Source organism: Streptococcus sp. CF8_St5-11 (assembly GCF_024295625.1).
Taxonomy (GTDB): domain Bacteria; phylum Bacillota; class Bacilli; order Lactobacillales; family Streptococcaceae; genus Streptococcus.
Genome location: NZ_JANCOJ010000003.1, coordinates 160,116 through 179,047, shown reverse-complemented (window position 1 = coordinate 179,047; position 18,932 = coordinate 160,116). Strand labels below are relative to the sequence as shown.

General features: G+C 43.1%; 17 protein-coding genes. 3 read left to right on the top strand and 14 right to left on the bottom strand.

The window, feature by feature from the left end:
* Window positions 1-17 precede the first annotated feature (17 nt).
* From pnp to NMM13_RS07585, 3 genes are all read right to left on the bottom strand, one after another.
* On the bottom strand, window positions 18-2,240 hold the full coding sequence (gene pnp, locus NMM13_RS07595) for a polyribonucleotide nucleotidyltransferase (RefSeq protein ID WP_254728374.1): 2,223 nt from the start codon (window positions 2,238-2,240) through the stop codon (window positions 18-20).
* Between the two features lie 346 nt (window positions 2,241-2,586).
* On the bottom strand, window positions 2,587-3,324 hold the full coding sequence (locus NMM13_RS07590; RefSeq protein WP_254728372.1) for a hypothetical protein: 738 nt from the start codon (window positions 3,322-3,324) through the stop codon (window positions 2,587-2,589).
* Window positions 3,325-3,341: 17 nt separating this feature from the next.
* Window positions 3,342-4,610, bottom strand: coding sequence for a DUF6287 domain-containing protein (locus NMM13_RS07585; protein ID WP_254728370.1), 1,269 nt, complete (start codon window positions 4,608-4,610; stop codon window positions 3,342-3,344).
* A gap of 154 nt (window positions 4,611-4,764) precedes the next feature.
* Here NMM13_RS07585 and pepF point away from each other — a divergent pair, with 154 nt between their 5' ends.
* Entirely contained in the window at window positions 4,765-6,561 is a 1,797-nt protein-coding gene (gene pepF / locus NMM13_RS07580) for an oligoendopeptidase F (RefSeq protein ID WP_214255251.1), read from the top strand.
* A 51-nt stretch (window positions 6,562-6,612) separates the two neighbouring features.
* On the opposite strand, the gene trxA is transcribed toward pepF, so the two are convergent.
* The 7 genes from trxA to NMM13_RS07545 all read right to left on the bottom strand — a co-directional run bounded on the left by trxA (window position 6,613) and on the right by NMM13_RS07545 (window position 14,452).
* Complete coding sequence (gene trxA / locus NMM13_RS07575) at window positions 6,613-6,927, bottom strand: thioredoxin (protein ID WP_003013593.1); 315 nt, start codon at window positions 6,925-6,927, stop codon at window positions 6,613-6,615.
* 12 nt (window positions 6,928-6,939) lie between these two features.
* Window positions 6,940-7,164, bottom strand: coding sequence for a DUF4649 family protein (locus tag NMM13_RS07570; protein ID WP_254728368.1), 225 nt, complete (start codon window positions 7,162-7,164; stop codon window positions 6,940-6,942).
* A gap of 408 nt (window positions 7,165-7,572) precedes the next feature.
* Window positions 7,573-7,842, bottom strand: coding sequence for a 30S ribosomal protein S15 (gene rpsO, locus NMM13_RS07565; protein WP_003004251.1), 270 nt, complete (start codon window positions 7,840-7,842; stop codon window positions 7,573-7,575).
* Window positions 7,843-8,252: 410 nt separating this feature from the next.
* A complete protein-coding gene (locus NMM13_RS07560) occupies window positions 8,253-10,928 on the bottom strand; it encodes a Cna B-type domain-containing protein (protein ID WP_254728366.1) in 2,676 nt (891 codons plus the stop codon).
* A 372-nt stretch (window positions 10,929-11,300) separates the two neighbouring features.
* Window positions 11,301-12,029, bottom strand: a complete 729-nt coding sequence (locus NMM13_RS07555) for a pseudouridine synthase (protein ID WP_049483512.1) — start codon at window positions 12,027-12,029, stop codon at window positions 11,301-11,303.
* Window positions 12,030-12,031: 2 nt separating this feature from the next.
* Complete coding sequence (locus NMM13_RS07550) at window positions 12,032-13,183, bottom strand: MFS transporter (RefSeq protein ID WP_254728364.1); 1,152 nt, start codon at window positions 13,181-13,183, stop codon at window positions 12,032-12,034.
* Between the two features lie 105 nt (window positions 13,184-13,288).
* Window positions 13,289-14,452 (bottom strand): MFS transporter, encoded by a 1,164-nt coding sequence (locus tag NMM13_RS07545; protein ID WP_254728362.1) that lies wholly within the window; start codon window positions 14,450-14,452, stop codon window positions 13,289-13,291.
* Between the two features lie 144 nt (window positions 14,453-14,596).
* Here NMM13_RS07545 and NMM13_RS07540 point away from each other — a divergent pair, with 144 nt between their 5' ends.
* The gene (locus NMM13_RS07540; protein WP_254728360.1) at window positions 14,597-15,283 is read left to right on the top strand and encodes a cyclic nucleotide-binding domain-containing protein; all 687 of its coding nucleotides are present in this window, start codon (window positions 14,597-14,599) and stop codon (window positions 15,281-15,283) included.
* A gap of 60 nt (window positions 15,284-15,343) precedes the next feature.
* Entirely contained in the window at window positions 15,344-15,958 is a 615-nt protein-coding gene (gene def, locus NMM13_RS07535) for a peptide deformylase (protein ID WP_003004253.1), read from the top strand.
* Window positions 15,959-16,011: 53 nt separating this feature from the next.
* Here def and NMM13_RS07530 read toward each other — a convergent pair whose 3' ends face one another.
* The 4 genes from NMM13_RS07530 to NMM13_RS07515 form a co-directional block, all read right to left on the bottom strand.
* Window positions 16,012-17,016 carry a hypothetical protein gene (locus NMM13_RS07530; RefSeq protein WP_254728358.1) on the bottom strand — a complete coding sequence of 335 codons (1,005 nt, stop codon included), beginning with the start codon at window positions 17,014-17,016 and terminating at the stop codon, window positions 16,012-16,014.
* Between the two features lie 83 nt (window positions 17,017-17,099).
* Complete coding sequence (locus tag NMM13_RS07525) at window positions 17,100-17,762, bottom strand: DUF443 family protein (protein WP_254728356.1); 663 nt, start codon at window positions 17,760-17,762, stop codon at window positions 17,100-17,102.
* Window positions 17,763-17,823: 61 nt separating this feature from the next.
* Window positions 17,824-18,492, bottom strand: a complete 669-nt coding sequence (locus NMM13_RS07520; RefSeq protein ID WP_254728354.1) for a DUF443 family protein — start codon at window positions 18,490-18,492, stop codon at window positions 17,824-17,826.
* A gap of 206 nt (window positions 18,493-18,698) precedes the next feature.
* A complete protein-coding gene (locus NMM13_RS07515; RefSeq protein ID WP_003010011.1) occupies window positions 18,699-18,929 on the bottom strand; it encodes a GlsB/YeaQ/YmgE family stress response membrane protein in 231 nt (76 codons plus the stop codon).
* Between the last annotated feature and the right edge of the window lie 3 nt (window positions 18,930-18,932).

Sequence of the window (18,932 nt, the reverse complement as noted above, 5' to 3'; positions counted from 1 at the left end):
TCCTCCTTTTCTAATGATTATTCTGAATCTTTTTGTGTAATAGTAAAGTCTTTTTTAGGTTTGTGGTCTTTGTTGTGGTGACGAGGACGATCGCCATGGCGATGAGTTTTTTCACCTTTTTCCTCGCTGTTTTCTGCTTTTGGCGGACGAGGGAGAAGAGCTTTCATAGAAGCATCGACACGACCTTTTTCGTCAATCTTGATAATCTTCACATCGACTTCATCACCGATGGCTACCAAGTCTTCGACACGGTTGGTGCGCGTCCAAGCCATTTCAGATATATGAACGAGGGCATCCGTCTTGTCAAAGAGGTTGACAAAAGCACCAAATTTCTCGATCCGAACCACTTTAGCATGGTAGACTTCGTCCACTTTCGCTTCACGAACCAAGCCTGCAATGATTTCTTTAGCGCGGTTAATGGCAGCTTGGTCACTCGAGTAGATAGATACGTTACCTTCTTCGTCGATGTCAATCTTAACGCCTGTTTCAGCGATGATCTTATCGATGGTTTCTCCACCCTTACCGATGACAATCTTAATCTTGTCCACATCAATCTTGATGGTATCAATTTTCGGAGCAGTTGGCGCCAATTCTGGACGCACTTCTGGAATGGTTGCTTCGATCACATCAAGGATTTCAAAACGAGCTTTCTTGGCTTGAGCAAGAGCCTCCGTCAAGATTTCGGCAGTGATCCCTTGGATCTTGATATCCATCTGAAGGGCTGTAATCCCGTCGCGAGTACCTGCAACCTTAAAGTCCATATCGCCAAAGTGGTCTTCCAAACCTTGGATATCTGTCAATACGGTGTAGTTGTTTCCATCTGAGATCAGACCCATTGCAATACCAGCTACTGGTGCCTTGATTGGCACACCACCAGCCATAAGGGCAAGCGTTCCCGCACAGATAGAGGCTTGAGATGAAGAACCATTTGATTCTAAGACTTCTGCTACCAAACGGATGGCATATGGGAATTCTTCCAAGCTTGGCAATACTTGAGCAAGGGCACGCTCACCGAGAGCACCGTGACCAATTTCACGACGACCAGGCGCACCGTAACGACCAGTTTCCCCTACAGAGTATTGTGGGAAGTTGTAGTGGTGCATAAAGCGTTTCTTGTACTCAGGATCCAAACCATCGATGATTTGGGTTTCACCCATTGGTGCCAAGGTCAAGACAGAAAGGGCTTGCGTTTGTCCACGTGTAAAGAGTCCTGAACCGTGCACGCGAGGAAGGTAGTCGACTTGTGCATCCAAAGGACGGATTTCATCGACCTTACGACCATCCGGACGAACCTTGTCTTCAGTAATCAAACGGCGCACTTCTGCGTGTTCCATTTGTTCCAAGATTTCAGCCACGTCCCGCATGATGCGATCGAACTCTTCGTGGTCGGCATATTTTTCTTCGTAAACAGCCGTTACTTGGTCTTTCACTGCTTGAGTCGCAGCTTCACGCGCCAATTTTTCTTCAACTTGAACTGCTTTTTGAAGGTCGCTGTTGTAGGCTGCGATGATTTCAGCCTGCAAGTCAGCATCCACATGAAGCAATTCAACTTCTGCTTTTTCTTTCCCAACTGCCGCAACGATTTCTTCTTGGAAGGCAATCAATTCTTTAACGGCTTCGTGTCCTTTGAGAAGAGCTTCCAACATGATTTCTTCTGACAATTCTTTGGCACCAGACTCTACCATGTTGATAGCGTGCTTGGTACCAGCTACTGTCAATTCAAGAAGCGATTGCTCTGCTTGTTCTTGAGTAGGGTTGATGATGATTTCCCCGTCCACATAGCCTACTTGTACCCCAGCGATTGGTCCGTCAAATGGAATATCTGAGATAGACAAGGCTAATGATGAACCAAACATAGCTGCCATTGGGGCAGATGCATTTTCATCGTAAGAAAGCACTGTGTTGATGACTTGCACTTCATTACGGAAACCTTCCGCAAACATTGGACGGATCGGACGGTCAATCAAACGCGCTGTCAAAGTCGCATCTGTTGAAGGACGTCCTTCACGTTTCATAAAGCCACCAGGAAACTTCCCAGCTGCATACATTTTTTCTTCGTAGTTGACTTGAAGTGGGAAGAAATCCCCAGTTGCCATCTTCTTAGACATGACAGCTGCCGTCAAGACAGTTGATTCACCGTAACGCACGACAACAGAGCCATTTGCTTGCTTTGCAACCTGACCAGTCTCTACAATCAATTCACGACCCGCAAAAGTCGTTTGAAACACTTGTTTTGTCATTGTAATCCCCTTTGGATTGATAAAATTATACGACTTGCCTACAAAGATCAAGATACTAAGCCGTTAAGCAACTCAAAGGAAAATAGGAAATCGAACGACGGAGCGAACGCTCCTAGGTAGATTTATCTTTTTCCACAGAGTTGTAGGCGGGTTCAATTACGCATGATAGCATTCGATTGACGCAGCCTATCTATATGTTATATCCTCATCTTTGTATCCAAGCACGTATACCTTTTATTTTAACATATTCAAGCCCAAAAGAAAAAGGCTTTGAGGGCCTTTTTCTGTGAATCTTCAGCAAGTTCTATATAAAAATTTTAGAGCTGGATATAGCTTTTGATTATTTTTACGATTTCACGAATTCTGTACTGTCGACATAAAAGCGTGTTTTGTGGGTTCCACCCTTGTAGTTCTTGTTGTTACGTTTCAAGACAAAACGTCTGTATGGATCGGAAGTTCCTTGGATAGTCGTTGTCACTTCAACCGAATCTTCATTGACCACCCATTCATCCGGTGAAGGAATTTCCATCGGTGGCATCGCTCCGCCACGACCACCAGCTACAATTTCGTAGAAGGCCTTGTCTTTTGTCGAATAGATCCAGCCGTCCTTCTTTTCATTTGTTAGTTGAATCAGCTGGTCTTGTGACAGACTACGGATAGAGTCCGAGGTCTCTTCAGCATTCAATTTATCAATGATATCTTGTAAATTATAGGTTTCTGGCGTGTAGGTATTGTAGTAATCAATGAACATGTCTTGCGAGTAGCCTTCAACTGCACTGTGATCATTGTTCAACTCCAGCAAACGAGTCGGTTGCACCTGAAGTGAATAGGTCAAAGACGCACTGTTTTCAATGATCGAATAGATATCCGCTTGGTCTGCTTTTGACAAGGTCCCAATGGCTTCTTTATCATGTTCATCTGACTTATCTTCTTCTGTTTGCTCTTTTTCTTGGGCTTTGTCAGATGATTTTTTGACCGATGAAGCTCCTACCGGACTGTGCTTACGCTCATAGCGTTTTGGAGCGCAAGCTGCTAGGGAAAGCAAGAGGGCTGCAGCTAGTAAATATGTTCCAATTTTTTTCATGTTTGTCTCCTTATTTTTTAGTTCACACGGTAGTACAAATCGTTCCCATTCGTAGCATCACTCTTACTCCAGTAAATGGATTCACTGCCACCTTCTCTTGAAGGAATGAAAAGAATAGGCGTGTCATTCGTTGCCCCAGGCATCCGACTAACTCCGTGTAAATTGCCCTCCTTGAAGTAAAAACCAGAAAATTGAACACCATTAACAGCACTACCATTGACCTTCACAATTCCTTGCGCATCAAACTCAATACTCGTACCGTACTTATTTTTCCAAACTCCCGCTACACTTGAGAAATTTCCAGCTTTTATTTCATCCAGATTCATCCCAGTGCTTGTTTTGGCAGGGGCAGGAGCTGATTCGGCATTTCCATCTACTCGCGTTGTATAGTCAAGGGCAATCCAGCCTTGTCCAGATTCCAATTTGCCCCAAGTATGACCATCTGCCTCTATGGTTTCCGTGATGGTGTAAGTTCCCTTTGCGATCATTCCTGCAGATGGAGCTGAGGTTGAGGGCTCTTTTCGAATACGGAGATCCGACACACTGACTTGCACTTGGAAGCTTTCCGATTTTTTCTCTTCGGCTTTAGCTGTTGATTTGGAATCCCCTGAACCATCAAATTTTTTCCAGTCTAGCTTACTGAGGTTCAACTTCTTAGCTGAAATCCCAAGAGCTTGTTCTGCTATTTCCTTTCCACCAATTTGAATGGTTGCTTTCTTTTCTTCCTTGGCTCCCCCTTTTCCTAGTGAATAGAGGGTCAATTCCATTTCTGGATTAAGGGATTGCCAAGTGGCGTAGACGATTTGCCCATTGTCAAAAACATCTAAGCGGGAGCGATAGCCACCTGCAGAAGCCACATAGGCTACATGGAGCAAGGTTGGCTGGTTATCTTTCAAATAATACACAGCAGCAATCGTTTTGCCATCCCCAATCAGCAGTTCATCATTACCATCACGATTAAGATCCTCAAAAGCATATTGCCACTCATTGGTACTTCCAAGTGTTTGAAGGTTAAAGACATAGGCATATTCTTCTGAAGTCGCATCAATCTTCTTCAGTTCATTTTGTAAAGCCGTTTGGTCTTTAGCATGAATGGCAACTGCATAAGCCTTATAGCGATCTAATACCTCTTGATAGTACTTTTGACCTGTATCCTTTTTCTCTTTTTTGACCGACGAAGAGCTTGTCGCTTTCGGTTTGCTTTGGCGTTCATAGCGTTTGGGCGTACAAGCCACCAGAGCTAGAATGGACGCACCCGCCAGTAGTGAAATCATAACCTTTTTCATAAAAACCTCCTCATTTCTATCCTAGTATATCAAAAATGGTCAATTTTTCCAGCTCTTTCAAGATTTTCAAACAAGCATTTTCCCCTCTCCCTCTATGTTTCTGTCCTATTTTCTGCTATACTTAAGGAAGAATACCGATCAAAAGGAGAACATTATGGAATTAAAAAAACGTTCTGAATTTCCTGAGAACGAACTCTGGGACCTCACAGCCCTCTACCAAGACCAGGAAGACTTCTTGCGTGCCATTGAAAAAACACGTGAAGAAATCAATGAATTTGTCCGTAACTACAAGGGCAACCTCCACACCTTTGAAGACTTCGAAGCTGCCTTTGCCATCTTTGAACAGATTCAGATTCAACTCAGCCACATTGGCAACTACAGCTTTATGCCCCAAACGACTGACTTTGGCGACGAAGCTTTCGCAGAGATTGCCCAAGCAGGGATGGATTTCGAAACTTGGGCCAGCGTCGAACTTTCCTTCTTTGATGATGCTTTGGTCGAAGCAGATGAAGATGTCCTCGAACGCCTGGGACAACTTCCTCACCTAACTTTTGCCATTCGCCAAGCCAAAATCAAGAAAGCTCACTACTTGGGAGCTGATGTGGAAAAGACCTTGACCAACCTGGGTGAAGTCTTCTACGGACCACAAGACATCTATACCAAGATGCGGGCAGGCGACTTTGAAATGGCTGATTTCGAAGTGGATGGAAAAGTCTACAAGAATAGCTTTGTTACCTATGAAAACTTCTACCAAAATCATGAGAATGCGGAAATCCGTGAAAAAGCCTTTCGTTCTTTCTCAGAAGGTCTCCGCAAGCACCAAAACACGGCTGCTGCTACCTATCTAGCCCAAGTCAAATCAGAAAAACTGATTGCAGATATGCGGGGCTACGACTCTGTCTTTGACTATCTTTTAGCTGAGCAGGAAGTGGATCGTGCCATGTTTGACCGTCAGATTGACCTGATCATGAAGGACTTTGCTCCGGTCGCTCAAAAATTCCTCAAACACGTGGCCAAGGTCAACGGCCTTGAGAAAATGACCTTTGCTGATTGGAAGTTGGATTTGGACAGCGCACTCAACCCAGATGTCACCATTGATGACGCTTATGATTTGGTCATGAAATCTGTAGCACCTCTTGGGGAAGAATACTCCCGCGAAATTGCCCGCTACCAAACTGAACGCTGGGTTGACTTTGCGGCCAATGAAGGCAAGGATTCCGGTGGTTATGCAGCCGACCCATACCGCGTCCATCCTTATGTCCTCATGAGCTGGACAGGACGGATGAGCGATGTCTACACCCTGATCCACGAAATCGGACACTCTGGTCAATTTATCTTCTCAGACAACAACCAAAGCTACTTCAACGCCCACATGTCGACCTACTATGTGGAAGCTCCTTCTACCTTTAACGAGCTCCTCCTCAGCGACTATTTGGAACACCAGTTTGACGATCCTCGTCAAAAACGCTTTGCCTTGGCTCACCGTTTGACAGATACCTACTTCCACAACTTCATCACCCACTTGTTGGAAGCAGCCTTCCAACGCAAGGTCTACACCCTGATTGAAGAAGGTGGAACCTTCGGCGCTAGCAAACTCAATAGCATCATGAAGGAAGTCTTGACAGAGTTCTGGGGAGATGCCGTTGAAATCGATGACGATGCAGCCTTGACCTGGATGCGCCAAAGCCACTACTACATGGGGCTTTACAGCTATACCTACTCAGCTGGCTTGGTTATCTCAACAGCGGGATACTTGCATTTGAAAAACTCCGAAAATGGAGCGAAAGATTGGCTAGACCTCCTCAAATCAGGTGGTAGCAAGACCCCACTTGAGTCAGCCATGATCATCGGAGCAGATATCTCGACTGACAAACCACTCCGCGACACCATCCAATTCCTTTCAGACACTGTCGATCAAATTATTGCCTACAGTGCAGAATTGGGAGAATAAAATTCAAAAAAAAGCTAAAGAAGGTTCATTCTTCTTTAGCTTTTTTGCTTTTTAACTCAACTCCGCCACAATGGCCTTAATTTGTGCTGCGGTATGCACTCCTGCTACTTGTTTAACAACCTGCCCATCTTTTTTAAAGAGCAAGGTTGGGATGGACATAATGCCGAAAGCACGCGCTGTTTCTGGATTTTCATCCACATCCATTTTTAGGATTTTTAACTCATCTTCCGAAAGTTCTTCCGATAATTTTTCTAAAATAGGAGCTTGCATGCGACATGGACCACACCAGGTTGCCCAAAAGTCTACCAAGACCAAGCCTTCTTTTGTTTCTGCTTCAAATGTTGCATCTGTAATTGCTTTTGCCATTTTCTTTCTCCTTTAGTTTTGGTACTGCGTCAAATCTTGCTTCATCAAATAGAAGAAGACATCTCCGTAAGTCCCTTGGTAATCCAATTCATGCCCATTATAGGTCAGTTTCACAATAGGATAAAAATCTGCTACTCTAATCAAGCAAGCTTGTTGGGAGCGTTCAAACTCATCGTAGGAATCAAAATGCATGACTCTTTCTTGTTTTGCACCGTCTAGATATGTAATATCAATCATATCGATAACCTCTATTTCTTAAGATGCATCAATTGTAACTCTATACATTACATCTGTCAAACAAAACGACTTCCTCAGAATGATGGATCTCGTTCGATAAGGAAAAGACAAGAAAAAAGCCCTCTGAATCCAGAGAGCCGTTTTGAGCTCGGGCTAAAATCCTAGTGAAAACAAAAAATCTCCCCGAAGGGAGATAGATCTGGTCTATTTTACCTTACGATGCTAGAAACCGAAGCCGAAGATTATACTTGAGTATATTCTATCAAAATTAACAAAAAAGCCCTCTGAATTCAGAGGGCTCCATTCTTGCTGTATAAAACGTTTCTAGACAAGGCGACGAACCGAAGATTGTACTAATGGTACATCGAGGCGAAGTCAACGAAGTATAGAAACGTTTTAGACGCAAGATTAACGACGAAGTCCAAGAGAGTTGATTAACTCACGGTAACGGTTAACGTCGTTTGTACGAAGGTAAGCCAACAAGTTACGACGGCGACCGATTTTCTTCATCAAACCACGGTAAGTAGCGTGGTCTTTTTTGTGTTGTTTGATGTGTTCGTTCAAGTGGTTGATTTCCCAAGTAAGGACAGCAACTTGTACTTCTACTGAACCAGTGTCACCTTCGTGACGTGCGTATTGTGCAATGATTTCATTTTTTTTCTCTTTTGAGATTGCCATGATAAGCTCCTTTTCTTTATGCTCTATCCGAGTGGCAGGTTTGGCATATCCTGCTACCAAGAAAGAGTTAGTTGTCTATTCGACCTTCTTATTCTACCAAGATTTCATCTTTCTGTCAAACACTTATGTTTCCTTTGAGAGGAGCTTTTCTCTTTTCTAAAAAGAACCTTGGGAATTTGGACGGTTTGATGGAACATTCTTCAAGCAACTTATTCAAAAGAGAGTGGGACAGAAATCGGTAATTCGTTAGAATTTGATTTCGTCGTCCCACCTCCGCACAGTTGAGTAGGGCTGTAAAAGCTGATGAAATCAGCGTAGTAGAGCCCACTCAACCACTGCGTCTTGCTCGACAATCCAAAAATAATTGAGAGGCTAGGACTTTTGTCCCAGCCTCTTTATCGGTATGAAGCTTATTTCTCTTTCCGTTTACCACGCAAGAGCAAAGCCAAAGCAAAAACTGCTAAAAGTGCACCGAGTATGGTCAACCCGTATGCAACAACTTCACCAGTTGATGGGAGAATTTTTTTCTTTCCTTCTCTTGGTGTGGTTGGAGTTTCTGGTTTTTCCGGTGTGCTTGGAGGCGTTGTAGGAGGTGTTGTTGGTGGAGTGGTCGGTGGTGTCGTTGGCGGTGTACTTGGCGGTGTACTTGGTGGTGTACTTGGTGGAGTGGTCGGAGGTGTTGTTGGTGGCGTATGACGGTTGGTTACCGTGAAACCATCAATAGTTGTTGTATAGTCAACTACTGGATCCTCTGTAATGGTGTAAGTAATCTTCTTACCTTCCTTGTATACGGGTAGATCCGTAAAGCTTGCCTGCCAATTATCAGTAGCTGTGATTTCTTTTACAGCCACTTCTTGACCATCCGCAAGGAGACGAACTGTGATTTTTTCAGGACGAAGACCCTCTTTGTTGTCTGCGTCATCCCAGATCTTCTTAACCGCTACTTCCGTTACTTCTGGCGTGCGGCTATTAGTGATCACTACATTTCCCTTGTTACTGTCATCAACCGTACTAGTATAGCCTTTGACTGTTCCAACTTCTTTCACTTGGTACTGAATCTCTTTGCCTTTCGCTTTTAGAGGCAAATTGCTAAAGGTATGGGTCCAGTTATTTTTAGCAGAAAGTTCCACTTCTTTTCCTTGAGCTTTGCCATCTGCATAGAGCTGTACCTTAATGGCGCTTGGACGTTTGCCATCTTGGTCATTGTTGTCTTCCCAACGTTTTGTAACAGTGACGCTAGTTTTACCAGGCTTGTAGCTATTGGTAATGGTTGTTCCATCAATCGCAGCAGAGTAATTGGCTACTGTGTCTTCTGTGACTGTGTAGACAATTTGTTTGCCGTGATTGTATTTTGGAAGATTGGTAAAGACTGTCTTCCAATCAGTCGCTGCACTTAGCTCTTGGCTAGCTACTTCTGTACCATCTGCAAGGAGACGAACAGTGACCTTGTCAGGACGAACGCCATCTTGGTTTTCATTGTCTTTCCAAACTTTCGTTACTGGAATCTCAACAACTTCTGGTGTCCGACTGTTGGTAATATTGGTTCCCTCAATAGTTGTTTCATAGCCTTCAACAGGTTCTTCTGAAACAGTGTAGGCAATGACATTGCCAGCATCATCGACCACATCGAGATTATCAAAATGATAGGCCCAAGTTCCTGTAGCATCTGGTTTCACTTCTTTAGAAGCGACTTTGACACCATTTGCTAGGAGATTGACTGTGATTTTTGATGGACGCTTGCCATCTTGGTTATCATTATCATTCCATGTCTTTTGACCAGAGACACTTGTTTTTTCTTTTTGGTTCACAACATCACGAGAAAGTGCAAGGTCATTCCCAAAATCGTCCTTGCTGATCTTGATAGGTTCTTCAGAGAGAACATAGCCTGTTGGGGCTTGAATTTCTTGAACCGTATAAGCTTGTTTGATCAAGCCCGTAATGGTACCAACACCATTCTCATCTGTCGTGATGGTTCCCACTTGCTCACCAGTATCATCTGCTGTCACAGCAAAGACAGCACCTGCAAGCGCTTGACCATTTTCACCTTTTTTGTGAATCGTGAAGGAATATTTCTCACCATTGAATTTTCCATCAAGGAACTGATACAGAACGTCTGCTACCTTATTTTGCTCCTTGATTTCTGTAGCTATCATTGTCGCATTGTTTTTGTAGGATGTATTGATGGCTGGGACCTTGTCCAAATAGACATCATAGCGAATCGTCATTCCTTGTTCTGGAGCTAGATCTCCAATATGAACCGTTAGAGATTGACCATCAGCACTGACAACAGGGGAATAATTTTTCGTGACATTTGTGGTGTCTCGTAAATGATAAGCCCCATCTTCATCACTAACCTGCCAAGTTCCTGTATGGATGTTAACAGAATCTGCCTTGATCTTCCCATCTGTAAAGGCCAATTGGTCTTTAATGTCAATATTATGAAGGGCTGTATGGCCTTGATTGATATTCAAGGTATAGGTCAATTTTAATTTATCATCTGAGTTGGTCCACCCCCACTTGCTAAAAACTTCTGGAGTAGGAGGATTCTCACCTGGATTGACCCCTTTGTAATCGATATTCCCACCCGAAATCACTTTCTTATCGATCGTAAGAGTAAAATCAAGTGTCTTTTGTCCTTTGACGACTTGGTGGTCTACACGCGCAAAGAAACGCAGTTTCCCTGTCACATTGGCCATTCTTTCAGGATAGTCTGTATAGGTTACGGTGATGACCTTTCTTTGATCATCTACCGTTGCTGTCGCAACTTTTTGACCACTTGGATCCAGCAGGTCAATGGTGTCCGTTTCAAAGACCTTAAAGTCATCTCCAAGTTGGATAACGGTCTGATCTCCCTTTTTTACACGTCCATTCGGCAACACAAAGTTTGCTTCAACTTGAAAACTCTCCCAAACACCGAGTGGATCTGTAATCGCTCCACCAGTTGATTTCGAGATGTTTACAGATGTCACAACATCATTGATCGTATCTGCATGGACTTTAGCTGGACTATTGGGTTTGGCAAATCCTAAAGCCGCTAGTAAAAATAGGGCAACTGTTGTCACAACAGAATAAAGCCACTTTTTCATAAACGATTTTTCTCCTTTTTCTACGTTTACTAGATAAGGTATGTGAGTCGAAAAATTATCACTACATATTGTGAATTTATACACAACCCATCTTTTTTCATTATAATCGATTTACTTTGAGAAGACAAGCTAATATATATGCTTTTTGTATTTTAAGTACATTTTTTTGAAACAAATAAAAAATAGAGAGTGGGACAGAAATCGGTAATTCGTTAGAATTCGATTTCGTCGTCCCACCTCCGCACAGTTGAGTAGGGCTGTAAAAGATGATGAAATCAGCGTAGTAGAGCCCACTCAACCACTGCGTCTTGCTCGACAATCTAAAAATAATTGAGAGGCTAGAACTTTTGTCCCAGCCTCTTGGTTTTTTGCTTATAAGGGAACTCCGAAGACCTCTAGGGACTTGAGTTCAGAAGGCTGGAGTCTCCGCCATTCTCCCAATTTCAGGCTTGGGTCTAGCGTTAGAGGACCCATAGAAATCCGCTCTAAATCCACCACTTCCTTGCCACAGGCAGCAACCATGCGCTTGACCTGATGAAATTTTCCTTCAGCGATTTCGATTTCGACGTAGGAACTGGCATTTGCCTCATTCACCTCTACGATCTGCAATCTCGCGGGCAAGGTCGTGAAGTCTTTGAGGGCAATGCCTGCTTCAAAACAGGCCACATCTGCCTCATCCATGATCCCAGCCACCTGGGAACGGTAGATCTTCGACACATGCTTCTTCGGCGAAAGCATGGCATGAGCGAGCTTCCCGTTATTGGTCAAAAGCAGCAAGCCATGGGTATCGATATCCAGGCGCCCGACAGGAAAGACTTCCTTGTGACGCGCTGTCTCATCCAATAAATCCAGCACAGTTTGGTGATGATCATCTTCAGTCGCTGAGATGACCCCAGCCGGTTTATTGAGCAGGTAGTAAACAAAGGTCTCATGGACCAGATCTTCCCCCATAAAGGTCACCTGATCCTTGTCTGGATCAATCTGCAGCTTTCCTGCTGTCTCTTTTTTTCCATTCACTGCGATTTTCTTTTGCTTGAGGAGTTGCTTGACCTCGGTCCTGCTCCCCACGCCGCAATCCACTAAAAATTTATCTAGCCGCATAATTACTTCCCGCTCTTTCGCACAATCCAAAGGCCAAAAAAGGAAACCAGGATCATGAGGATACCAGAAAATCCAAAAATAAAGGCAGGAGTTGAGGAAACAGTTCCTAAGAGGCTGAGAACAAAGGTCGTCGCGATCGAACCTGCACTACACCCCAAAATCGCAATGGAAGTTGCCTGACTTAGTACTCCAGCAGGCATCTGATCAGATATGACATTAAAAACAGTTGTGAGAGCTACACTATAGGCAAAGCCTGCAAGGACGGTCACAATGGCAAGCATCCAGAGATTGGTAGAAACCCCTATCAACATTTGGGCCACACCATAAGCTACTCCCGAAACCAATAATAAACGATCACGGAATAGATGGGTCAAGGGCGAGAAAGCCAAACCTGCCAAGATCCCAACAAATTGCATGGCTGCTAAAATAACCCCCGCAGTTTGGGCAGTGCCATGTCTCACTTGCTCTACCACGCTTGGAATCCGAACGGTGATCATGACATTGGACAAGACGATAGCTGCCGCAACGACCGCTAGGCCGAGCGCAGTCCGCCATTGACCCCCTGTCATCTTGACATCCTTGTGTTTTTCCTCCACTGCTTCCGTCGTAGATCCATAAGGCACAAATAAGAGATACAAAAGTAAGATAGGAATACTGATGCCGTAAACGAGAAAGGCAGCCTGCCAGCCAAAGCGAATCAAGAGGCTGACTCCAAAGGTTAAAACGGCCGTCCCAACAACCTCTGCAGAACCACGAATGCCAAGGGTTTGGACGCGTTCTTTTCCTTTATAGCGCTCACTGATAATGGCAATGGCAGAAACATTGAGCAAGCCAACCGCCATCCCGAAAATAATCCGAGACAAAAAGACAACCGGATAGGCTGGACTGATTAAGGGAATAAAGCCACATAGGGCGTAAGCAACTAGGCCCGTCACAATCATCTGGCGCTCTGAAAATAGGCGTCCAATCCATTTATTGAAGATGAGTGAAACCATGATCCCTGCAGAAGGAAGCGAGACCAAGAGCTCAATCATGCTGTGAGGAATTCCCTTATAATAGGCAAACATGGCCGACTGCGCACTCGAAATCGAAAACGAGGTCGTCAAAATAAATGAAAGCGCGAGAATACTCACTTTCTCCATGATTTTTTTCATTATTCTATCCTTTAAACTAATCTTTTTTTCACACTCCTCCTATAATAACACGAGCTAGTGACAGGACGCAATAGATTGAATTAAAAAAACGAAATGATTTCTCCATCATTTCGTTCGTGCTAGCAATTGTGAGGCGAAGACTCCCGTTCCAACCATCAAAGCGCCAATCCAGACAAAGAGCAGATGATTGGAGGGAGCTAGTGGCGTCACCAACTGGATGAAGAAAGAAGAGAGGGCTGATCCGAGATTGCAGCCGATCAAGACCAGCGAGGTCGCAAGGTTCAGGAGATTGGTCGGTATTTTTTCAGATAGGTGATAGAAGATACTGGTGACCCCCGTACTGTAAGTAAATCCGGCTAAGAGGGTTCCTAAAACCAAGCTCCATAGCTGGCTAGACAAGCCAATCAAGGCCAGAGCTAGACCGAAGCCAAAGCACATGATCATGAGCAAGTTCTTTTTGAAAACATGTGTCAAACTGGCAAAGCCCACTCCTGCTACAATCCCTGTCAATTGCATCAGACTCAAGACGGTTCCAGCTGTTGTCGCCGTTCCCATACGAGCATCAACGATGATATCCGGCACGCGCAGACTAATAATAGAATTGAAGCAAATGATGATACCAGCAATCACAGCTAGCATTAGACTAAAACGCCATTGAGGGGAGCGAAGGCGGACGGATCCTGACTTTTTCACCTTCAAGCTAGCCTGTTTTTTCTCCTTAGGATAAGGGACAAAAAGGATATAGAGGAGTAAAATCAAGTAACCACCACCATATACGGCAAAGATCGCTGGCCAGCCTAGGGGTAAGAGTTGTCCAACCATAAAAGTCAAGATGGCGGAGCCCACCACTTCAGCAGACCCCCGATAACCCAGCATCCGAGTCTTATCATTGCCTGAGTAGCGCTCACTGATAATTGAAATAGCCTTGGCATTGATCATTCCTGTCCCCAAGCCAAAGATCAGACGACTTAGAAAGATGAGAGAATAGTCCTGCACGACCAAAGGCAAGAGGCCACTAGTTGAAAAGAGCAAAAGCCCTGCGACAATCATCTGGCGCTCACTCATCCACCGCTCGATCAGGCTATTTAAAAAGAGCATGGCCACGACCGCAAAGGCTGGCAGGGAAACCAAGAGTTCTACCTGACTTGCTGAATATCCGAAGTGGCTAAAATAAGCCTTCATTGCCGGCAAACCGGCTGTAATTGAAAAGGATGAGATCAGCATGAGCGACAAGCTCAAGAGACTGATTCTTTCCATTGTTTTTTTCATTTTTTATTTCCTACACTTTACTGGTAACATTTGATTTTACTAGTTTTTTCAGAAAAGATTCAAACTAGTATTTTCAATAGAATCCTAGTATAATCAATTTAGAAATAGAAAAACAGGACATTTGTCCTATTTTAGGAGATTGAGATGAAAAAAATTTCCCCATCTACAAGACTCAAGGAAATCATCACAGACTACCAATTGGACCAGATTTTCCCGGGCGACTGCCTCAGCCAGCTGGACCTCGTTCTCTACCAGACTGGAGATTATATCTGCCGCCAAGGCTCTGAGCAAGATGTCATTCCTTATTTTCTCAAAGGTCGGCTCAAGATCGTCCACAGTCTTGAAAACGGCAGCGACACCATCCTTGAAATCCAAGAAAAACCTGGACTCTTAGGAGAGATTGAGCTCCTGCTCGATCGGGTCTGTATTACATCGGTCATTGCAGACCAGGACTCGCTAGTTGTCCAGCTCCCAGCCCAGCACTTTAAGAAACGCCTCCTGCTTGATCCAACCTTTCTGCGCTCTACGGCCAAGACCTTGGCTGAGAAATTGCACCAGATCAACTATTTGGCTCCTGCTAACTTTCATTATTCGGTCAAGGAACGCCTCGCCACGCATTTTCTGGAACATTGCGATGAAAATGGGACCCTCAAGCCCAAGATGAACCAGCTGGCTCTGCGTTTTGGGATCAGCTACCGCCACCTTAGCCGTGTCATCAAGCAGATGATCGAAGAGGGCTTAGTCCAAAGAGAAGGGCGAGTCTATACGATTTTAGATGCAAAAAGGATGAATGACTTGTCCATCAAACATGCGGAAACCATCGACAGATAACTTTAATTTTAGGTTCTTTTGTGTTATCATGGAGGGTAGAAAGAAAGTGAGAGTAAAACGATGAAAGCAATTGAAAAAGTTACAAGAGCGTCCCATTTGATCGATATGGATGACATTATCCGCGAAGGAAATCCCACACTTCGAGCTGTTGCAGAAGATGTGACCTTCCCTTTGTCTGATCAGGAAATTATCCTGGGTGAAAAAATGATGCAATTCTTGCACCATTCTCAAGACCCTGTCATGGCTGAAAAACTTGGCCTCCGTGGAGGAGTGGGACTCGCAGCACCTCAGCTAGATATCTCAAAACGGATTATCGCTGTTTTGGTTCCCAATCCAGAAGATGCCGATGGCAACCCACCAAAAGAAGCCTATAGCCTTCAAGAAGTCATGTACAATCCAAAGGTTGTCGCCCATTCTGTGCAAGATGCGGCTCTTGGCGACGGGGAAGGCTGTCTCTCTGTAGACCGCAACGTCCCAGGCTATGTGGTTCGCCACGCCCGCGTGACGGTTGAGTATTTCACAAAAGATGGGGAAAAGAAACGCATCAAACTCAAAGGCTACAACTCCATCGTCGTTCAACATGAAATCGACCACACCAACGGCATCATGTTCTATGACCGCATCAACCCAAACAACCCATTTGAAATCAAAGAAGGACTCTTGATTTTAGAATAGCGTAACCGACAAAAATACCTAACTGAGGAAACTCTCAGTTAGGTATTTTTTTGTTATTTTTTGCCTTGCTTTTTATTCGAAAACTTACGCATGATAGAGCGCACCATGCTAATAAAGAAGTCCAAGGCAATTCCTAGGGTAATCATTCTGACAAGCCACACCAACCAGATTGGTCGTCTTACCTTTGCATCAGCATATCCTAAATGATCAAGTGCTACAAACATCAATAGATAGCATACTATTTCTAACGGAATGCGAAGTTTAGCTTTTTTCAGACTGAAGCCTTTCAACCATTTCCACAGCAAATCCCACAGCGTCGGATTCTCCTCAGGTTCATCCTCCCAGTAATCCTTGCTTTTCGTTTTCAAATACAAGAGGTAACCAACTTCTGTCAGCAACTGAGTAAAGGCGTAACTGAATAGTATGCTTACGGATACTCCTAGCACCACTCCATAATAGCCCGTAAGGGCCGCTCCTATCATGGAGCAGACGAAGATGATCGTTAGGGCATTGCTACTGTAACTACTTGATTTTGCGAAATAATTTCCCAGGGTTCTAGTTGGTGAAAAGCCAATCTTTAACTGCTTCTTAAGCCAAAAATGATGATAAATAAAGCCCAATAAGGTACAAATCACAAGAAAAGGAATAACGATGAAGCCATATTTTGGGAAACCTACTTCAAATTCTTTATTTGCCAGAGCAGAAACAATGATGAGCAAGCCCATGACTTGGAGCGATAAAAACATTCCTGCATAGGTGAATAAGAGTAGAGTCGTTGACAACACTTGTCTTCTATATATAAATACCCCCATTAACGGCAAGAAAAATGCAATGATTTGGTAAAGACAATAGATGACAAGGATATCAAAAAACCAATGACTAAATGGTTTTATACCTTTCGATACATCATACGAATAAAAACAAAGGATTTCAAATGCGAACAGAAATACGCCTGTCCACGAATTGATCATCATAGCCGCTGAAGCGCGTGTATTGGCTAAACTTTTAAAGTAGACTTTGTTCGCCTGCTCAATATCGACTTTCTTTTCGTTTTTCATGACATGCTCCTTTCTAAGAAATTCTTTTAAGATCCAAAAGCAGATGGATGTTGCACTTGCTTCTGAATTTCACTTAACTTGATCTACTTGACTTTGGCTTTGAAAGAGATGATTGGGGAATAAAAAATTAAATTCCCAGAGATAAAAAACATTAACGATGAAATTAATAAGCCTATATGCCAAATAAAATTAGGTTTAAAATTTATGATGACTGCATAACATAATGCGATTAATATTATCAAAAAAGATGTTGCAATTGTTAGAGGTAATATTATATTTTTTACATATTCAGGAAAACAATATACTTTTCGAGGTGTTTTATCTGCCACAATTTCCTGCATCCCTTCCCCTCTACCCATCCAAATCCGAAGTCCCACTACAAAAATTAAAATCAACATCATCAAGGATAGATTAAGCAAGTGAGAGGTAAAATTGAGATATTTTTCTATTGGAAACGCCCTTGCTAATAGCATGGAGGTTACACCTAGACCAAGCGAGGTCTTCCCAATTTTGTTATTCACTAAACTCTGATGCTTCTTGTCTCTCTCAAACACTTTCGGAGCTAGGACTCCTACTTCATCCTCTGTTAGCTGATAAGCTTTATGAGGGATAAAATAAACAAACCACGGAAGAAAATAGGTGATGATAATCGGCCGATCGACCTCCATCAAATACCACTCTCCGTCAACTTTTAATAAATGATAACGAAAGTTCATTTTCGGCAACCGTTCGATTTTTGATGGCATAAACATAAATGATCCTTTCTTGATCGTTTTATACTTTAGAAGAAAAACTAATCTGCTCTTTTCATTTTTTTACTTTTGCCTTATAATCATCGCCTGAAGCATATAATACTAAGTTTCCTGATGCTAAATAAATAAATGAAGTAACAAATAGGACCATATGAACAATTAGATTTGGTTCAATTTTACTCAAAACTGAGTAAATCATTGCACTTGACAAAAACAAAGGAACTATCAACAATAAAAGATTTCTTAGTACTATCCTAAATTTTGCTGGGCGACAATACATTCTTGTAGATTTCTTAGAAGGCTTTATTACTGTCACTTTTTTCCCAATACTGATCCAAATGCGAATCCCAAAAACAATGAATAGAACAACTATCATTAACACTAGATTAAGTAGATGGGAAGTAAAATATAAATAATCCTCTATCGGAAAAGCTCTACCTAGTAAAACTGCTAAGGAACCAGCACCAAGTGTTGAGATCCCCACTTTAGTCTGAGTTGAAAGCATGTTCTTATCTCCTTCAAGCACTTTCGGAGCTATTGCTTCTACTTCATCCTCTGTTAGCTGATAACCTTTATGAGGGACAAAATAGGTAAACCATGGAAGAAAATAACTTGTTATAATTGGCCGATCGACTTCCATTAAATACCATTCATTCTCTACTTTTAACAAACGATATCGAAAATTCATTTTCGGTAAATACTCGATTTTTGCGGGTTTAAACATAGATGTCTCTTACTTTCTATACTGTTTCATTCTTAGACGGAGAAACTAAACTAACTTTTCACCAGTCTACCACAGCCATAATTATCTTATTTAATCATAACAGAACATACCTTCCATCATACCTGATTTTACTTTGATGATCAAGTTTTGACTAAAAAAGAGGTTGGAAGATTTCCAACCACTCTATCTGTTTTAGCAAGTTAAACCTAGCTTCCTCTTTCCCAGAAGATGGCTAATAAAATCATGGCACCAAGAATCGATGGGATAATCGCTGTACCGTTTAGGCTTGGTCCCCAAGCACCAAAGAGTAATTGTCCTAAAAAGGCACCAATCCAGCCCAGGAACATTTTCCCAAAACATCCCATGCGTTCGCCACGATTGGTGATAGCTCCAGCTAGAAGTCCGATCAAAAGACCGACAAACATACTTCCAATCATAGT

Excerpts from the sequence above, each read along its gene's own strand:
- NMM13_RS07540 (WP_254728360.1), top strand. The coding sequence starts at position 14,597 with ATGAAAAAAATTTCCCCATCTACAAGACTCAAGGAAATCATCACAGAC.
- NMM13_RS07590 (WP_254728372.1), bottom strand. The coding sequence starts at position 3,324 with ATGAAAAAAATTGGAACATATTTACTAGCTGCAGCCCTCTTGCTTTCC.
- trxA (WP_003013593.1), bottom strand. The coding sequence starts at position 6,927 with ATGGCAAAAGCAATTACAGATGCAACATTTGAAGCAGAAACAAAAGAA.
- pnp (WP_254728374.1), bottom strand. The coding sequence starts at position 2,240 with ATGACAAAACAAGTGTTTCAAACGACTTTTGCGGGTCGTGAATTGATT.
- NMM13_RS07525 (WP_254728356.1), bottom strand. The coding sequence starts at position 17,762 with ATGCCATCAAAAATCGAACGGTTGCCGAAAATGAACTTTCGTTATCAT.
- NMM13_RS07530 (WP_254728358.1), bottom strand. The coding sequence starts at position 17,016 with ATGAAAAACGAAAAGAAAGTCGATATTGAGCAGGCGAACAAAGTCTAC.
- NMM13_RS07585 (WP_254728370.1), bottom strand. The coding sequence starts at position 4,610 with ATGAAAAAGGTTATGATTTCACTACTGGCGGGTGCGTCCATTCTAGCT.
- NMM13_RS07520 (WP_254728354.1), bottom strand. The coding sequence starts at position 18,492 with ATGTTTAAACCCGCAAAAATCGAGTATTTACCGAAAATGAATTTTCGA.
- NMM13_RS07545 (WP_254728362.1), bottom strand. The coding sequence starts at position 14,452 with ATGAAAAAAACAATGGAAAGAATCAGTCTCTTGAGCTTGTCGCTCATG.
- NMM13_RS07550 (WP_254728364.1), bottom strand. The coding sequence starts at position 13,183 with ATGAAAAAAATCATGGAGAAAGTGAGTATTCTCGCGCTTTCATTTATT.
- pepF (WP_214255251.1), top strand. The coding sequence starts at position 4,765 with ATGGAATTAAAAAAACGTTCTGAATTTCCTGAGAACGAACTCTGGGAC.
- def (WP_003004253.1), top strand. The coding sequence starts at position 15,344 with ATGAAAGCAATTGAAAAAGTTACAAGAGCGTCCCATTTGATCGATATG.
- rpsO (WP_003004251.1), bottom strand. The coding sequence starts at position 7,842 with ATGGCAATCTCAAAAGAGAAAAAAAATGAAATCATTGCACAATACGCA.
- NMM13_RS07555 (WP_049483512.1), bottom strand. The coding sequence starts at position 12,029 with ATGCGGCTAGATAAATTTTTAGTGGATTGCGGCGTGGGGAGCAGGACC.
- NMM13_RS07560 (WP_254728366.1), bottom strand. The coding sequence starts at position 10,928 with ATGAAAAAGTGGCTTTATTCTGTTGTGACAACAGTTGCCCTATTTTTA.
- NMM13_RS07570 (WP_254728368.1), bottom strand. The coding sequence starts at position 7,164 with ATGATTGATATTACATATCTAGACGGTGCAAAACAAGAAAGAGTCATG.
- NMM13_RS07515 (WP_003010011.1), bottom strand. The coding sequence starts at position 18,929 with ATGATTGGAAGTATGTTTGTCGGTCTTTTGATCGGACTTCTAGCTGGA.